Origin of the sequence: Frigoribacterium sp. Leaf172, assembly GCF_001424285.1 — a bacterium.
Taxonomy (GTDB): domain Bacteria; phylum Actinomycetota; class Actinomycetes; order Actinomycetales; family Microbacteriaceae; genus Frigoribacterium.
This window is the reverse complement of record NZ_LMPB01000004.1, coordinates 110,829-126,620: the sequence shown is the minus strand read 5'-3', so window position 1 is coordinate 126,620 and position 15,792 is coordinate 110,829. Positions and strand designations below refer to the sequence as shown.

General features: G+C 71.5%; 18 protein-coding genes. 12 read left to right on the top strand and 6 right to left on the bottom strand.

Annotation, left to right across the window (positions count from 1 at the left end):
* Nucleotides 1-89: 89 nt before the first annotated feature.
* Together ASF89_RS13515 and ASF89_RS13510 are read right to left on the bottom strand one after the other, a co-directional pair.
* Nucleotides 90-335 carry a hypothetical protein gene (locus ASF89_RS13515; RefSeq protein WP_055800959.1) on the bottom strand — a complete coding sequence of 82 codons (246 nt, stop codon included), beginning with the start codon at nucleotides 333-335 and terminating at the stop codon, nucleotides 90-92.
* Entirely contained in the window at nucleotides 332-991 is a 660-nt protein-coding gene (locus ASF89_RS13510) for an HdeD family acid-resistance protein (protein ID WP_055815799.1), read from the bottom strand. The genes ASF89_RS13515 and ASF89_RS13510 overlap by 4 nt, the downstream gene beginning before the upstream one ends.
* 187 nt (nucleotides 992-1,178) lie before the next feature.
* On the opposite strand from ASF89_RS13510, the gene ASF89_RS13505 reads away from it, so the two are divergent.
* Nucleotides 1,179-2,291, top strand: coding sequence for an acyl-CoA desaturase (locus tag ASF89_RS13505; RefSeq protein WP_055800966.1), 1,113 nt, complete (start codon nucleotides 1,179-1,181; stop codon nucleotides 2,289-2,291).
* Between the two features lie 7 nt (nucleotides 2,292-2,298).
* Here the strand turns inward: ASF89_RS13505 and ASF89_RS13500 are convergent, their stop codons facing one another.
* Nucleotides 2,299-2,499: a hypothetical protein gene (locus tag ASF89_RS13500; RefSeq protein WP_055800969.1), complete on the bottom strand. Its 201-nt coding sequence runs from the start codon at nucleotides 2,497-2,499 to the stop codon at nucleotides 2,299-2,301.
* A 153-nt stretch (nucleotides 2,500-2,652) separates the two neighbouring features.
* On the bottom strand, nucleotides 2,653-3,228 hold the full coding sequence (gene idi, locus ASF89_RS13495; RefSeq protein ID WP_082475383.1) for an isopentenyl-diphosphate Delta-isomerase: 576 nt from the start codon (nucleotides 3,226-3,228) through the stop codon (nucleotides 2,653-2,655).
* Between the two features lie 19 nt (nucleotides 3,229-3,247).
* Between idi and ASF89_RS13490 the strand changes: the two genes are divergently transcribed.
* The 11 genes from ASF89_RS13490 to ASF89_RS13440 all read left to right on the top strand — a co-directional run bounded on the left by ASF89_RS13490 (nucleotide 3,248) and on the right by ASF89_RS13440 (nucleotide 12,580).
* A complete protein-coding gene (locus tag ASF89_RS13490; protein WP_055800973.1) occupies nucleotides 3,248-4,318 on the top strand; it encodes a polyprenyl synthetase family protein in 1,071 nt (356 codons plus the stop codon).
* Nucleotides 4,315-5,208, top strand: coding sequence for a phytoene/squalene synthase family protein (locus ASF89_RS13485; protein ID WP_055815795.1), 894 nt, complete (start codon nucleotides 4,315-4,317; stop codon nucleotides 5,206-5,208). Before ASF89_RS13490 ends, ASF89_RS13485 begins: the two co-directional genes overlap by 4 nt.
* Nucleotides 5,205-6,905 carry a phytoene desaturase family protein gene (gene crtI, locus ASF89_RS13480; RefSeq protein ID WP_200937188.1) on the top strand — a complete coding sequence of 567 codons (1,701 nt, stop codon included), beginning with the start codon at nucleotides 5,205-5,207 and terminating at the stop codon, nucleotides 6,903-6,905. The genes ASF89_RS13485 and crtI overlap by 4 nt, the downstream gene beginning before the upstream one ends.
* Nucleotides 6,905-7,276: a lycopene cyclase domain-containing protein gene (locus tag ASF89_RS13475; protein WP_055815792.1), complete on the top strand. Its 372-nt coding sequence runs from the start codon at nucleotides 6,905-6,907 to the stop codon at nucleotides 7,274-7,276. The genes crtI and ASF89_RS13475 overlap by 1 nt, the downstream gene beginning before the upstream one ends.
* The gene (locus ASF89_RS13470; protein WP_055800984.1) at nucleotides 7,273-7,629 is read left to right on the top strand and encodes a lycopene cyclase domain-containing protein; all 357 of its coding nucleotides are present in this window, start codon (nucleotides 7,273-7,275) and stop codon (nucleotides 7,627-7,629) included. The genes ASF89_RS13475 and ASF89_RS13470 overlap by 4 nt, the downstream gene beginning before the upstream one ends.
* Entirely contained in the window at nucleotides 7,626-8,600 is a 975-nt protein-coding gene (locus ASF89_RS13465; protein WP_055815789.1) for a prenyltransferase, read from the top strand. The genes ASF89_RS13470 and ASF89_RS13465 overlap by 4 nt, the downstream gene beginning before the upstream one ends.
* A 70-nt stretch (nucleotides 8,601-8,670) precedes the next feature.
* Nucleotides 8,671-10,044 (top strand): glycosyltransferase 87 family protein, encoded by a 1,374-nt coding sequence (locus ASF89_RS13460; RefSeq protein WP_055815786.1) that lies wholly within the window; start codon nucleotides 8,671-8,673, stop codon nucleotides 10,042-10,044.
* Between the two features lie 79 nt (nucleotides 10,045-10,123).
* Nucleotides 10,124-10,555 (top strand): hypothetical protein, encoded by a 432-nt coding sequence (locus ASF89_RS13455; protein ID WP_055800994.1) that lies wholly within the window; start codon nucleotides 10,124-10,126, stop codon nucleotides 10,553-10,555.
* Entirely contained in the window at nucleotides 10,548-10,976 is a 429-nt protein-coding gene (locus tag ASF89_RS13450) for a phage holin family protein (protein WP_055815783.1), read from the top strand. Before ASF89_RS13455 ends, ASF89_RS13450 begins: the two co-directional genes overlap by 8 nt.
* Nucleotides 10,957-11,328 (top strand): DUF3618 domain-containing protein, encoded by a 372-nt coding sequence (locus tag ASF89_RS13445; protein ID WP_055815780.1) that lies wholly within the window; start codon nucleotides 10,957-10,959, stop codon nucleotides 11,326-11,328. Before ASF89_RS13450 ends, ASF89_RS13445 begins: the two co-directional genes overlap by 20 nt.
* Nucleotides 11,329-11,428: 100 nt before the next feature.
* The gene (locus tag ASF89_RS13440; RefSeq protein ID WP_082490041.1) at nucleotides 11,429-12,580 is read left to right on the top strand and encodes a YihY/virulence factor BrkB family protein; all 1,152 of its coding nucleotides are present in this window, start codon (nucleotides 11,429-11,431) and stop codon (nucleotides 12,578-12,580) included.
* Nucleotides 12,581-12,762: 182 nt separating this feature from the next.
* Here the strand turns inward: ASF89_RS13440 and ASF89_RS13435 are convergent, their stop codons facing one another.
* Nucleotides 12,763-13,560: an isocitrate lyase/phosphoenolpyruvate mutase family protein gene (locus ASF89_RS13435; RefSeq protein ID WP_055801002.1), complete on the bottom strand. Its 798-nt coding sequence runs from the start codon at nucleotides 13,558-13,560 to the stop codon at nucleotides 12,763-12,765.
* A 119-nt stretch (nucleotides 13,561-13,679) separates the two neighbouring features.
* Entirely contained in the window at nucleotides 13,680-15,743 is a 2,064-nt protein-coding gene (acs, locus tag ASF89_RS13430) for an acetate--CoA ligase (protein ID WP_055815777.1), read from the bottom strand.
* Nucleotides 15,744-15,792 lie beyond the last annotated feature (49 nt).

Here is a 15,792-nt window from a genome sequence, read left to right as displayed (position 1 = left end):
CCCGCCGCGAGTTACGGGAACCCGCCGAACCCGACGGAGGCGCGCAGGGCGGAGCCGAGGAGGCGCGGGTCGGCTGGGCGCGAGAAGCCTCAGTGGCCGCGGGGCTTGTCGGACTCGTCGAGCTCGTGCTGCTCGTCGTCGTTCGGCTTGGCCGCCAGCGCCAGCATGGCGATGATCACGAGCGAGACGATGAAGCCGATGCACAGGAAGATCAGGGCGAGGTCGAGCTCGCGGGTGGTGAGCAGCACGACGACGCCGATGAAGACGGCGAAGGCCGCGCTGAGGCCGAGGAACTCGGCGGGGCGGACGCGCTCGCGCCAGCTGGGTTGGGTCATCTCTGGGGTACTCCGTCTGAAGTGAGGTCGGTGGGGGCGCCGGTCGGGTCGGGCGAGGTCGTCTGCCACTTCAGCGACAGCCCGGCGATGACGAGGAAGACGCCGATGAGGGCACCGTACGCGCCGAGCAGTCCGACCAGGACCGTCGACGACGTCAGCACGCCCTCGATCCGCTCGATGCCGCCGAGCTCGCGGGCGTAGTCGGGGGGCACGAGCACGAAGGCCAGTGCCAGGACGAGGGTGAGCGCGCCCACGGTCGTCCAGTCTCTGGCGAGCGGCGACCGCCCGCGACGACGCAGCCCGGTGACGAGCTCGAGCGCCCCGGTCAAGAAGGCCCACGAGAGCACGGTCGCCACCAGGGCCGTGAGGCCCCCGGACGAGAACACGAGCGCGAAGGCGCCCGCGACGATGCCGACGGCCCCCTGGACGACGTGCAGCGTGCGGCTCGACGGGTCGGACGCCAGGCGCGTCATCGCGCCGACGGCCAGCACGAGCCCGCTCAGCAGGGCGGCCGCGCCGAAGAACAGCAGACCGATGCGCGGGGAGTGGTCGGGAGAGAACGTGATGATCACGCCCATCGCCAGGGCGGGCACCGCGCGGAGCAGCGGGACCGGCCAGTAGCGCGCGCTGCGGGCAGCGTCGGGATGGGCAGACACGGGACCTCTTTCGGGCGTCGGGGAACCCGAGGAGTTTACCGCCCCTCCCCTGACAGGCCTCCGGGACGATCACCCGTCGCTCACCCCTTCTCACGACGGTTACCCAGGGGGCTCCCCTACGTTCGCTACATCCAAGGGCGCATCGCTCACGACACGCGGCTGGGAAGTCGACCACCGCCGGAGCCCGATGACGTCCGTTGCACCATCCCCCACCGCCGCCCGCCTGACCGAGGCCGGGTTCCGACCCACCGTGGCCGGTCAGGTCAGCAAGCCCACCAGCACCTACTCGGCCCTCCTGAAGAGCGTGCGCGAGGCCGGGCTGCTGAAGCGTCGCACCGGCTTCTACATCACGGTGTTCGTGGTGCTGACGCTGAGCCTCGGCGGCGCGGCCACCGGCTTCGTCCTGCTCGGCTCCAGCTGGTTCCAGCTGCTGATCGCCGCAGCGCTCGGCGTCATCCTCACGCAGTTCGCGTTCCTCACCCACGAGGCCTCGCACCGTCAGGTCTTCGAGTCGGGCACCACGAACGACAAGGTGGGCCGGGTGCTGGCCGCCGGGGTCGTCGGCATCAGCTACGCCTGGTGGATGACGAAGCACAGCCGTCACCACGCGAACCCCAACACCAAGGGCAAAGACCCCGACATCGCCTTCGACACGATCTCCTTCCTCGAGGAGGACGCTGCCAAGCAGCGCGGCGTGCTCGGCTTCATCACGCGTCGCCAGGGGTACTTCTTCTTCCCGCTGCTGCTCGGCGAGGGCGTCAACCTGCACGTGACCTCGTTCAAGACCCTGCTCGGTCGCGAGAAGGTCGAGGGCCGCGCCCTCGAGATCACCCTCATCGCCGTGCGCCTCGCGCTGTACTTCGGCGTCGTGTTCTGGTTCCTGCCGCTCGGCATGGCCTTCGCCTTCATCGGCGTGCAGATGGCCGTCTTCGGCCTCTACATGGGCTCGTCGTTCGCGCCGAACCACAAGGGCATGCCGATCATCCCCGAGGGCGCCAAGGTCGACTTCCTCAGCAAGCAGGTCCTCACGTCGCGCAACATCACCGGTCGCTTCTCGACCGCGTTCATGGGCGGTCTCAACTACCAGGTCGAGCACCACCTGTTCCCGAGCATGGCCCGGCCGCACCTGCGCGCCGCCAGCCGCCTCGTGAAGCAGCACTGCGCCGAACACGACATCCCCTACACCGAGACGACCATCACGAAGTCGTACGGGATCGTCGTCCGCTACCTCAACCGCGTCGGCCTCGCCGCGCGCGACCCGTTCGACTGCCCGGCCGCGCAGGCGCTCCGCCCCCGCTGATCGCGGTTCAGCCGGTGCGCTCGTCCTGCCGGACGACCAGGAAGTCCATGTAGCGCAGGCGCGGGTCGACCTCGGGTCGGTTCCGCGCCTCCTGGGCGTTCCGCCGTCGTCGCTCGACGACCTCGTCGTAGGGCCGGGCCCTCGGCTTGCGGTAACCCACGATGCGGATCGGCTCCGTGGCGGGATCGCTGGTGTAGGTGCTCGTCACGATCGGTCCGCCTTCCGTCAGGAGCCCCGCCGAGGTGCGGAGGAGTCTTCACCTTAGATTTGGCGGGTAGATCGGGGTACGGGCTTGACAAGGCCCCCTCGGTGCTGATTCAGGAGTCGAGCCGAGGAGGCGCGGGTCGGGCGGGCCCGTCGCTCACGACGTCGCGGGCCACGCCTCCAGCTGCCACCCGAGCCAGGGGCTGAAGGCGAACGGTGCGGCCGCGACGGCCCGGCGGAGCTCGGACGGCTCGACCCAGGCCCACTCGGCGACCTCGTCGGGCGAGGGGTCGGGGACCCCGACGACCCGGGCCGTGAAGACCGGGCAGATCTCGTTCTCGACGACGCCGGAGGCGTCGGTGGCGATGTACCGGAAGTCGGGGAGGATCACCTCGACGTCGCTCACCTCGATGCCGAGCTCCTGCGAGGCCCGGCGGCGGACGGCCTCGGCCGGCGTCTCGCCGGGTGCCGGGTGACCGCAGTACGAGTTCGTCCAGACGCCGGGCCAGGTCTTCTTCGACAGCGCGCGACGGGTGACGAGCACGCGCCCGCGCTCGTCGACGACGTGGCAGCTGAAGGCCAGGTGGAGGGGCGTGGTCGCCGTGTGGACGGTCGCCTTCTCGGTCGTCCCGACCGGTCGACCCGCGTCGTCGAGGAGGACGACCAGCTCGGGCTGCGCCTCGGTGGCGATCGTGCCGACCTCGTCGGGCGCGGAGGGTTTCTCGGATGTCATGAGCGGTAGTCTGCCTAGCGTGGACGGTGAACTTCTCCGCGCGCGGACGCGCGAGCGACACGAGCGTGTCGATGCCGTCCTCGACGGCTTCTTCAGCCTAGCCAAGCGGCGGGCCGAGTCGGTCGGCTCGCGGTACGTCGACCTCTGGTCCGTGCTCGAGCGCAACAGCGCCGGGGGCAAGCGGTTCCGCCCGCGCATGGTCTTCACGGCCTACGACGCCCTGGGCGGCGACGACGAAGAAGCTGTCGCCGGAGTCGGCGCGGCGTTCGAGCTGCTGCACACCGCGCTGATCGTCCACGACGACGTCATCGACCGCGACTTCTCGCGTCGGGGCATCCCGAACGTCTCGGGCAGCTACCGCGACACCGCGACGACCGCCGGGCTCTCGACCCCCGCCGCCGAGCACCGGGGCATGTCGGCCGCCGTCATCGCAGGCGACCTCGCGCTGACCGGTGCCAGCCGCCTCCTCCTGCAGGTGAGGTGCGGCAGCGGAGTGCAGGCGCGCCTCCTCGACATCCTCGACGAGGCGATCTTCGTCAGCGCCGGCGGCGAGATGGTCGACGTCGAGCTCTCGCTCTCGGACGACGTCCCCACGGTCGACGAGATCCTGAACATGGAGCGCGCCAAGACGGCCGTGTACTCGTTCGAGGCGCCTCTCCAGGCCGGCGCCGTCCTCGCGGGTGCGGACGACGAGGTCGTCCATGCCGTCGGCGAGTTCGGGCGCGAGGTCGGCGTCGCCTATCAGGTGGTCGACGACCTCCTGGGCGTCTTCGGAACGGAGGAGAGCACCGGCAAGACGACGCTCGGCGACCTCCGCGAGGGCAAGCGCACCGTGCTCATCGCCCACGCGGCGACGACCGACCAGTGGTTCGCCGTGCAGCCGTTCATCGGCAAGGCCGACCTGACTCCCGACGAGGCGGCGCACGTCCGCGGCCGGCTCGAGGCCTGCGGGGCGCGCGCGTTCGCCGAGACCCTCGTCGAGGAGCACGCGCAGCGGGCCCTCGACGTCCTCGACGGCCCCGCCGTCGGAGACGCCCTGCGCGAGGCGCTGACGCCGCTCGTCGCGACCGTCCTCGAGAGGGTCCGATGACCGGTCTGGCGCTGTACGACACCGTCGCCGACGAGACCGCGTCCGGTGTCATCCGCCGGTACTCGACGTCGTTCGGTCTGGCCTCGCGCCTCCTCGGGGCCGATGTGCGGCAGCACGTCGAGAACGTCTACGCGCTCGTGCGCGTCGCCGACGAGATCGTCGACGGCCCGGCGGCCGAGGCCGGACTCGACCCCGAGTCGGCCGCGCGGTGCCTCGACGAGTTCGAGGCCGAGACCGAGCGGGCCCTCGAGACGGGCTTCAGCGCGAACCTCGTCGTGCACGCCTTCGCCCGGACGGCCCGCACGGCCGGCTTCGGCCACGAGCTGACACGGCCGTTCTTCGCCTCGATGCGCGCCGACCTCAGCGCCCGCGAGCACGACGCCGAGTCGTTCGACCGCTACGTCTTCGGCTCGGCGGAGGTCGTCGGGCTCATGTGCCTGCGCGCGTTCCTGCTCGGGCACGCGTTCCCGGCGACGACGGTCGCCGAGCTCGACGAGGGCGCGCGGCGCCTGGGGGCGGCCTTCCAGAAGGTGAACTTCCTCCGCGACCTCGCGGCCGACTTCGAGCAGCTCGGTCGCAGCTACTTCCCCGGCGTCGACGTCGGGTCGTTCGACGAGGCCACGAAGGCGAGACTCGTCGCCGACATCGACGACGACCTCCGGGTCGCCGGCGACATCATCCCCGTGCTGCCGAGCAGCTCGCGACGTGCCGTGGCCCTCGCCCACGGCCTGTTCGCCGAGCTGAACCGGCGGATCGAGGCGACCCCCGCCTCCTCGCTCATCCGGGCGCGCGTCCGCGTCCCCGACCCGGTGAAGGTCCGCATCGCCCTCGCGGCGGCGGCCGGCCGGACCACCCGCATCCCCGATCGCCCCGCCGAGAGGACCTCGTGAGCACACCCTGGCTCGACCGCGCCACCGGAGACACCACCGTCGAGCGGTACGGCTCCCGGGCCGTCGTCATCGGCGGCGGGATCAGCGGGCTGGCTTCGGCCGCGCTGCTGGCCCGCGAGGGCCATGACGTCGTGCTGCTCGAGAAGAACGACGCCGTGGGCGGTCGCGCCGGCTCGTGGAGCCACGAGGGATTCCGGTTCGACCTGGGCCCGAGCTGGTACCTGATGCCCGAGGTGTTCGACCACTTCTTCCGGCTGATGGGCACCTCGTCGGCCGAGCAGCTCGACCTCGTCGAGCTCGACCCCGGCTACCGCGTCTACTTCGAGCCGTCGGCCGACGGCGCGTCCGACGCGCCCATCGACGTCCCCCGCGGCCTCGAAGAGAACATCGCGCTGTTCGAGTCGATCGAGCCGGGCAGCGGCGACCGCATGCGCAGCTACCTGCGCTCGGCCCGCGACACCTACGAGATGGCCAAGCAGCGGTTCCTCTACACGAGCTTCGAGAGCGTCGGGCCCCTGCTGCGCGGAGACGTCGTCGTCCGCCTGCCGAAGCTCGCGCGCCTCCTGCTCCAAGACCTGGACTCGTTCGCGTCGCGGACCGTGAAGGAGCCGCGGCTGCGGCAGATCCTCGGCTACCCCGCGGTGTTCCTCGGATCGTCGCCGTTCAGGACTCCGAGCATGTACCACCTGATGAGCACGCTCGATCTCGACGACGGGGTGCTCTACCCGCGCGGCGGGCTCATCACCGTCATCGACGCCATCGAGCGCGTCGCCCGGCAGGCCGGCGTCCGCATCGAGACGGGGGCGTCCGTCACCCGGGTGCTCACCGCCGACCCCGAGGCGGGCCGCGGGTCGGGCAAGCCGCGCTCGCGCGGCGTCGCCACCGGCGTCGAGTACGCCGACGCGACGGGGGCGGTGCGTCGCCTCGAGGCCGACGTCGTCGTCGGCGCGGCCGATCTGCACCACGTCGAGACGACGATGCTGCCGCCGTCGCTCCGCACGTTCGACGGCGACTACTGGTCGAAGCGCGACCCCGGCCCCAGCGCGCTGCTGATGTACCTCGGCGTCGAGGGCGAGATCCCCGAGCTCGAGCACCACACGCTGCTGTTCGCGAACGACTGGCACGAGAACTTCGACCGCATCTTCGGGGCCGACAAGCGCATCCCCGACCCGCCGTCGCTCTACGTCTGCAAGCCGAGCACCGTCGACCCGTCGACCGCGCCCGAGGGGCACACCAACCTCTTCGTGCTCGTGCCGCTGCCCGCCGACCCGGCGCTCGGCGGCGGCGACCTGGACGGCGACGGCGACACGCTGATCGAGCGGCTCGCCGACCTCGTGATCGATCAGATCGCGAGCTGGACGGGCGTCGCCGATCTCGCCGACCGCGTCGTCGTACGCCGGACGCGCGGCCCCCGCGACTTCGTCGACGACGTCAACGCCTGGAGCGGCAGCATGCTCGGCCCGGCCCACACCCTCGACCAGAGCGCCATGTTCCGCGCCGGCAACACGTCCGAGCACGTCGAGAACCTGTTCTACGTCGGCGGCTCGGTGCGACCCGGCATCGGTCTGCCGATGTGCCTGATCAGCGCCGAGATCCTCCTCAAGAACCTGCGGGGCGACCGCAGCACCGAGCCGCTCCCCGAGCCGTCGGGGTCGGCGTCGGGCGTTCCGGCGACGCGAGCGGAGTCCGCGGCCTGATGGGCGCGCTGTACCTCGTCGCGCTCGGCATCTCGCTCTTCGGCATGGCCATGCTCGACCGCCGCTTCACCCTGTTCTTCTGGCGCGACGCCGGGCGGGCCTTCGTGACCCTGCTGATCGGCGTCGTGTTCTTCCTGATCTGGGACATCGTCGGGATCGACGCCGGGGTGTTCTTCCGCGGCGAGACGTCGTTCATGACCGGCATCCAGATCGCCCCCGAGCTGCCGCTCGAAGAGGTCTTCTTCCTGACGCTGCTCTGCTACCTGACGATGAACCTGCTGGCCGGCACCCGTCTGATCGTCGACCGCCGCGCCTCCGCTCGCGACGCCTCCGTCCGTGACGCCTCCGCCCGCCAGGGGGGCACGCGATGACGTACTGGGCGATCAACGCGGTGTTCCTCGCGCTCGTGGCCGTGGTGGCGGGGGCGGCCGTGCTGGCGGCCTGGCTGCGCGGTCGAGCCGAGCGCGCCTCCTCGGCGGCCCGGGCCGCCCGGGTGCGGGCGGCCGGTCTCGCGACCGTCGTGCTGCTCGTCATGACCGCCGTCTTCGACAACATCATGATCGGCGTCGGGCTCGTCGACTACGCCCCCGACCGCATCAGCGGGGTGAAGCTCGGCATCGCCCCCCTCGAGGACTTCGCCTACGCCGTCGCGGCGCTCGTGCTCCTGCCGTCGGTGTGGACGCTGCTCGGCAGTCGCCGGACCCCGAAGGAGGCGCGCTCGTGAAGACGGTGACCGCCCTGTTCTGGTCGTCGCGGCCCCTCAGCTGGATCAACACGGCGTTCCCGTTCGCGGTGGCGTTCATCCTCACCTCGGCGAGCGGCACCGTGTCGTACGGCGGGTCGTACGGGCCGGTCGGCCGGGACGGCTCGAGCGCCTTCGCGGTCCTGTCGTCGGGCGGGGCGACCGGCTTCTTCGACTTCTCGGCCGTGCCGTGGCTGATCGCGGTCGTCGGCATCGTGTACTTCCTCGTGCCCTACAACCTCGCGATGTACGGCATCAACGACGTCTTCGACTACGAGAGCGACCTCCGCAACCCGCGCAAGGGCGGCGTCGAGGGTGCGCTGCTCGACCGGAGCCTGCACCGCACGACGCTGTGGGCGGCCGTCGTCACGAACGTGCCGTTCCTCGTGTTCCTCGTCGCGGTCGGCGGCCCGCTCAGCTGGCTGGTGCTGGCCGTCAGCGTCTTCGCCGTCATCGCCTACTCGGCCCCCGGTCTCCGCTTCAAGGAGCGCCCGTTCATCGACTCGATCACGTCGAGCACGCACTTCGTGAGCCCTGCCGTCTACGGTCTGGCGCTCGCCGGGGCGACGGTCACGCCGCAGCTCGTCGCCCTCCTCGCCGCGTTCTTCCTGTGGGGGATGGCCAGTCACGCGTTCGGCGCCGTGCAGGACGTCCTCGCCGACCGCGAGGGCGGCATCGCGTCGATCGCGACCGTCATCGGCGCGAAGGCGACCGTCCGCTTCTCGGTCGTGGCGTACCTCCTCGCCGGTGTCCTGATGACGCTGACCGAGTTCCCCGGTCCGATCGCGGCCGTCATCCCCGTGGTCTACGCGCTCAGCTGCGCGCCGTGGTGGAACGTCGCCGACGCCGACGCGGAAGGCGTCAACCGCGGGTGGAAGCGGTTCCTGACCCTCAACTTCCTGTCGGGCTTCGTCACGACGATGCTCCTGATCTGGTGGGTGGCGCTGGCCTAGCCCGGCGTCTCGAGCCGACCCGCCGCATGCCGTTCACCTCCGTGACAGGCGACGACCCTAGGGTCGCCCCGTGAGCCCTCGCCTCGGACGATCCGCCGCCGCCGTGCGCCGTGCCCGCGCCTGGAACGACACCGGCCACAAGGTGGCCGAGCGCTGGGCCGTCATCCGGCAGCACCCGCACGCCATCTGGTGGGCCTTCGCGTCGCTCCACGGCACGGTCATGCTCGCGCTCACCCCGCTGATGGTCGCGGGCGACGTCACCGGAGATCTGCCCCTCTACCGGTCGTGGGCGAGCGGCGCCCTGGCCGACGGTCGCTGGCCCGTGCTCGACTACGACTGGGTCTACCCCGCCGGCGCTCTGGGGCCCATCGTCCTGTCGAACATCCTCGGCGAGTCGCTCTACCAGTTCGTCTGGCTGCTGCTGCTGACGGCGGCGAACGCCGGCGGGCTGTGGCTGCTGACCGACCGGGGCCGCAAGACCGTCGACGCCACGGCGGCCTGGTGGTGGCTGCTCATCCTGTTCCTGCTGGCGCCCGTCGGGTTCCTCCGGCTCGAGGGCTTCAGCGCCCCGATGATCGTGGCGGCTCTGCTGCTGCTGGCCACCCGCCCCCGCATCGCGGGCGTGCTGCTCGCCGTGGCCACCTGGATCAAGGTCTGGCCCGCCGCCGTCATCGCCGCCGCCGTGGCCGCCTCGAGGCGGCGCGGCACGATCGTCGGCGCCGGGGTGGCCACCAGCGCCGCGATCGTCGGGCTCGTCGTCGTCGGCGGAGGAGCCTCGCACCTCGACAGCTTCATCACGATGCAGTCGAGTCGCGGTCTGCAGCTCGAGGCTCCGATGTCGATGCCCTGGGTCTGGCTGTCGATGCTCGGGGTCCCCGGGTCATCCGTCTACGAGAACGTCGGCCTCGCGACGAACGAGGTCATGGGGCCGGGCGACGCCTGGCTCATCAACGGCAGCACGGGGTTCATGCTCGGCGTGCTGATCGTGCTGGCGCTCCTGACCGCCGTGGCCGCGAGGGGTCTGCCGGGCGCCCGTCGCGGGGCTCGCGCCGTCGACGAGACCGGCGTCGTCCTGCTCGGCGCCCTCGCCCTGACCACCACGTTCGTCACGCTCAACAAGGTCGGCTCGCCGCAGTACGTGCTGTGGATCGCGCCGGTCGTCGCCGTCGGGCTGGCGCTCCGCCCCGAGCAGTTCCGCGTGCCGTCGATCCTGGTCGCCTGGACGGCCGGTCTGACCACGCTGGTGTTCCCGATCCTGTACCTGGCGCTGCTCGATCTCAACCCGTTCGCGGTGGTCGTGCTGACGGTGCGCAACGCGCTGCTCGTCGTGCTCTTCGGGTGGTGCGCGCTCCGGGTGCTGTCCGAGGCGCTCTCCGCCGTCGGGCTGACCCGGCGCTCGCCGGTCGTCGAGCCCGTGGGCGCCGGACTGCGATCGCTGCGCTGACGGTGGATCTGGGCCTCCGGGGCCGTGTCGTGCCACCGTGGAGGGTCCAGAGCACGACAACGAGCAACTAGGAGCACTCATGAAAGGCAAGATCCTCTTCGTCGCAGGAGCGGCCGTCGGGTACGTCCTCGGAGCCCGCGCGGGCCGTGGCGCATACATCAAGATCAAGGACCGTGCCGGCGACCTGTGGGAGAACCCCTCCGTGCAGAAGACCGTCCACCAGGCCGAGGACTTCGTCAAGGAGAACGCGCCCGTCGTCGGCGGCAAGCTGAAGGACGTCGCGAGCGACGCCGCCTCGGCCGCCCAGTCCACCGTCAAGTCCGCGTCGAAGAAGGCCGGCAAGGCCTCCGACGCGGTCGCGGACAAGGCCGACGAGGTCACGTCGAAGACGTCCGGCTCGAAGGGCGCCTCGAAGGGCTCGTCCGCCGTCGGCGCCGACAAGGGGTCGGCCGACACCGACGACCGGGACAACGGCACCTCGAAGCTCCCGGGAGTGAGCGTCGGTGACTGACCTCAAGAACCCCCAGGAGAGCACGAAGAAGTCGCTCGGCTCGCTGCTCGGCAGCCTGCCCGAGCTGATCTCGCGGCTCATCCGCGGAGAGATCGCGCTGGCGAAGACCGAGCTCGCGACGAAGCTGAAGGAGGTCGGGGTCGGTGCGGGTCTGCTCGTCGGAGCCGCGCTCTTCGGCTTCTTCCTGCTCGCCGTGCTGCTGACCGCGGCCGTGCTCGGTCTGGCGACCGTCGTGGCCCCGTGGCTGGCCGCCCTGATCGTGGCCGCCGTCCTGCTGATCGTCACCGCCGTGCTCGCCCTGCTGGGCGTCAAGGCGCTGAAGAAGGGCGTCCCGCCCACCCCGGAGAAGACCGTCGCCAGCGTCAAAGCCGACGTGACCGCGTTGAAGGGGCAGGGTGGCTATGAGTCCGCGAAGCACTGAGCCGAAGCCCGACCCCGAACGCGAGCTCGCCGAGGCCCGAGCCGAGGAGGCGCGGGTCGAGAAGGCCGGCGCCACCGGTGACGAGACGCCCGCGGAGAACGAGAAGGGGCCGCGCCCCGGCGCGAGCATCCCCGAGATCGAGCTCGACATCGCCCGGACCCGCGAGGAGTTCGCGGCCACCCTCGACGCCATCGAGGACAAGCTGAGCGTCCCCGCTCACGCCCGTCGCCTGAAGGCGAGCGTCAAGCGGCGCTACGCCGATGACCCGAAGCCGGTCGTCGCCGCAGCCGCCGCCGGCGCGGCGGGCCTCGCGGCGATCGTCGCCGGCGTCGTCAAGGCCGCACGCCGCTGACGACGCCTCGGCGACCGCCTCGGCGCGGTGACCGGTCGTCGTGACCGGGCACCGCGCCTCCTTGGATTCATAACCCGAACACGCGACAGGACACACCCCCATGGCCCAGAAGAGCACCGAGCGCGAGCAGCAGTCGCCGTCGGCCGACGACGAGCGCAAGCCGCAGGACCTCACCGACGTCAAGAAGCCCTCGTGGGGGTACGTGCTCGGCAAGACGCTGCGCGAGTTCACCCGCGACCAGTGCACCGACCTCGCCGCGGGGCTGACGTACTACGCCGTGCTCGCAATCTTCCCGGCGCTGCTGGCCATCGTGTCGCTGCTCGGCGTCGTCGGACAGGCCGACGCGACGGCCACGACCCTGCTCGACCTGGTGCGCCAGGCGGGATCGCCCCAGGTGGCGGAGCTTCTCGAGGGGCCGATCCTGCAGCTGACGAAGTCGCCCGCCGCCGGCGTCGCGCTGATCGTCGGTGTGCTCGGCGCCCTCTGGTCGGCCTCCGGATACGTGGGCGGCTTCGGTCGGGCCATGAACCGCATCTACGGCATCGACGAGGGACGACCGATCTGGAAGCTGCGTCCCACGATGCTCGGAGTGACGGCCTTCACCGTCGTGCTGATCGTCGCGGCCGCGCTCATCCTCGTCATCAGCGGGCCGATCGCGCAGACCGCCGGCGACCTGATCGGACTCGGCTCGACCGCCGTGTTCGTCTGGAACGTCGCCAAGTGGCCGGTGCTCGCGGTGATCGCGATCGTCATCGTCGCGGTGCTGTACTACTGGGCCCCGAACATCCAGCAGCCGAAGTTCAAGTGGATGAGCCTCGGCTCGCTCGTCGCCCTGGTCATCTGGCTGATCGCCTCGGTGGGCTTCGGCTTCTACGTCGCCAACTTCTCGAACTACAACGCGACCTACGGATCGCTCGGCGCCGTCATCGTGTTCCTGCTGTGGCTCTGGATCACGAACAACGCCCTGCTCTTCGGCGCCGAGTTCGACGCCGAGCTCGAGCGCGGGCGCGAGCTGCAGGCCGGCATGAAGGCCGAGAGCGAGATCCTTCTGCCGCCGCGCGACACCGCCCAGACCGAGAAGAAGGCGGCCGCGCTCGCCAAGGACGAACTCGAGGGCATGCGCCTGCGCCAGGCCGCCGCCGCCGATATGGCGCGCCGGGGCGAGGAGCAGCCCGAGGCCGACGGCGACGGCGGCTCGGCCCCGTCCGACGACCACCCCGACCCCGACTCGCCGGACGCCGGCAAGCGCTGACCGCGGCGCCGGCCGCGCACTGCGCGCCGCGCGCCGCGCGCCGCCGGCTGCGCGCCGCGCGCCGCCGGCTGCGCGCCGCGCGCCGCCGTCTGCGCGCCGCCGGCCGCGTGCTACACCCCGAAACCCGCGCTACACCCCGATTCCTCGGGGTGTAGCGCGGGTTTCGAGGTGTTGCGGCGTGCTCAGAACGAGAAGCCGAGCTCGCCGGGGTAGTCGCCGCGCGCGGTCAGGGTGGTGGCGGCGTCGCGCAGGTGCGAGAGCGTCAGACCCATGGTCGTCGGCCCGAAGCTGACCCGCGAGACGCCGAGCTCGGCGAGACGCGCCAGGGGCACGGCCGACGGGTTCGAGATGACGCTGACCTTGCCGTCGATGCGGTCGAGGGCGGCCTTGACGAGGTCCTCGGTGCCGAGGCCGAGCACGAAGGCGCAGTCGGCGCCGGCCGCGAGGTACGCGTTGGCTCGGGTGATGGCGTCGTCGAAGCCGTCGGGGTCGCCGGCGAGCGAGTCGACGCGGGCGTTGATGACGATCGGCACGCCGGCGCGGTCGCCCGCCTGACGGGCGGCGGCCACCTTCGAGACCTGCGTGTCGATGTCGTAGAGGGGGGCCTTGGCCTGGCCGATGCTGTCTTCGATGTTGAGGCCGGCCGCGCCCTCCTCGATGAGGCGGAAGACGTTGTCGAGCGTCCCGGCGGCATCGGAGGCGTACGCCTTCTCGAAGTCGACGGACACCGGCAGATCGACGGAGCGGATGATGATGCGGGCCGCGGCGAGCATCTCGTCGACGTCGAGGCCCTCGCCGTCTTCGACGCCGTGCGCCTCGCTGATGGAGTGGGAGGCGGTGGCCAGGGCCCGCACGCCCGGTGCGCCGGCGACGACCCGCGCCGTGATGCTGTCCCACACGTTGGTCACGATCAGCGGATCGCCGGGGACGTGCAGCGAGCGGAGCAGTTCGGCCTTCTCGGCCGTGGAGGAGATGGACATGCCCCCAGCCAACCAGCCCAGGCTGTGCTGCACCAGCCCCCGCCCGGCCGAGGCCGAGACCCCGGGAGACCGCTCAGGCCCCTGTGCGCGAGCGGGGGTCTGAGCGGTTCTCGGGGGTGTCAGCGGGTGTCAGCGGGTGTCAGCTGCTCGCGGATGGCGGCGATGCGGCCGGGCACCGTGTCGTCCTGCAGGCTCGTGGTGTCGCCGAGCGGGCGGCCGTCGACGATGTCGCCGAGCAGGCGACGCATGATCTTGCCCGAGCGGGTCTTGGGCAGGTCGGGCACGACCAGCACCGTCGCGGGCTTGGCGATCGGGCCGATCTGGTCGGCGACGTGGGCTCGCAGCGCGCCCGACAGCGACCCCGCGAGCGGAGCCCAGATCTGCGGTTCGCGGGCGGACCCGGAATCCGGCACCGCGCCTCCGGCGGGTCGGGAGGCGGGCACGACGAAGGCGGCGATCGCCTGACCGGTGCGGTCGTCGGCGACACCGACGACCGCCGCCTCGGCCACGAGCGGGTGCGCCACCAGCGACGACTCGATCTCGATCGTCGACAGGCGGTGACCCGACACGTTGATCACGTCGTCGACGCGCCCGAGCACCCAGATGTCGCCGTCGGCGTCGTACTTCGCGCCGTCGCCCGAGAAGAACCAGCCCTGGCGCCAGTACTTCGCCCAGTACGAGTCGCGATAGCGCTTCGGGTCGCCCCACACGGTGCGGGCCAGCGACGGAGGCGTCTGCTGCACGACGAGGTAGCCGCCGGCGCCGTTCGGCACGCGAGCGCCGTCGTCGTCGACCACGGCCGTCGAGACTCCGGGCAGAGCCCGCAGCGACGAGCCCGGCTTGAGGGTGTCGACGCCCGGCAGCGGCGCCATGACGCTCGCACCCGTCTCGGACTGCCACCAGGTGTCGACGATCGGGCACTCGCCGCGGCCGAACTGCTCGTGGAACCAGACCCACGCCTCGGGGTTGATCGCCTCGCCGACGGTGCCGAGCAGACGCAGCGACGAGAGGTCGTACGTGTCGGGGAGGCCGTCGGGGAACCACGACGAGAGGGTGCGCACCAGGGTGGGGGCCGTGTAGTACGTGGTCACGCCGTAGCGCTCGATGATCTCGAGGTGCCGGGCCGGGTGCGGGGTGTCGGGCGTGCCCTCGTAGATCACCTGGGTCAGGCCGTTCGAGAGCGGCCCGTAGATCTCGTACGTGTGGGCCGTCACCCAGGCGAGGTCGGCCGTGCACCAGTGGACGTCGTCGGGCTTCGCGTCGAAGACCGCCCAGTGCGTGTAGCTCGCCGCCGTGAGGTACCCGCCGCTGGTGTGCACCAGCCCCTTCGGGCGACCGGTCGTGCCGCTGGTGTACATGATGAACAGCGGCGTCTCGGCGTCGAAGGCCTCGGGCTCGTCGGTGTCGGGCTGGGGGTCGACGACGTCGTGCCACCACAGGTCGCGGCCCTCCGTCCAGGGCACGTCGGGGGTCTGATCGCCCGTCCGACGGACGACGAGCACGTGCTCGATGGCGTTGGAGCCGCTGACCGCGTGGTCGGCGTTCGCCTTGACCGGCACCGCGCCTCCTCGGCGGAACTGGCCGTCGGTGGTCACGAGCAGCTTGGCCCCGGTGTCTTCGACGCGGAACCTCAGGGCCTCGCCCGAGAAGCCGCCGAACACGAGCGAGTGGATCGCCCCGATGCGCGCGATGGCCAGGGTGACGACGATCGTCTCGGCGATCACCGGCAGGTAGACGACGACGCGGTCGCCCTTCGTGACGCCGAGCGATCGCAGGCCGTTCGCCGCCTTGACGACCTCGCGCTGCAGCTGGGCGTACGTGATGTCGCGCCGGTCGCCGGGCTCGCCCTCGACGTGCAGTGCGACCTTGTCTCCGCGCCCGGCCGCGACGTGACGGTCGACGCAGTTGACCGCGACGTTGAGGCGCCCACCGGCGAACCAGGTGGCCTCGGGGACGGTCAGCTCGCCGTCAGGGCCCTCCGTCACGGGCGACCAGGTGTGTGCCGTGCGCCAGGGGGTGTCCCATTCGAGTCGGTGCGCCTGCTCCTCCCAGAAGGCGACGGGATCGGCGGCGGCTCGCGCGTGCTCGGACGAGGCCACGTTCGCGGTCGCGGCGAGCCCGGGAGGCGCGGGGAACCGCCGCCGCTCGTCGAGCAGATTCGAGATGGTGTCGGTCGTCGCCATCCGACGATGCTACGAGCCGGGCGGGTGCGCCACCGGGGCGTCGGCAACC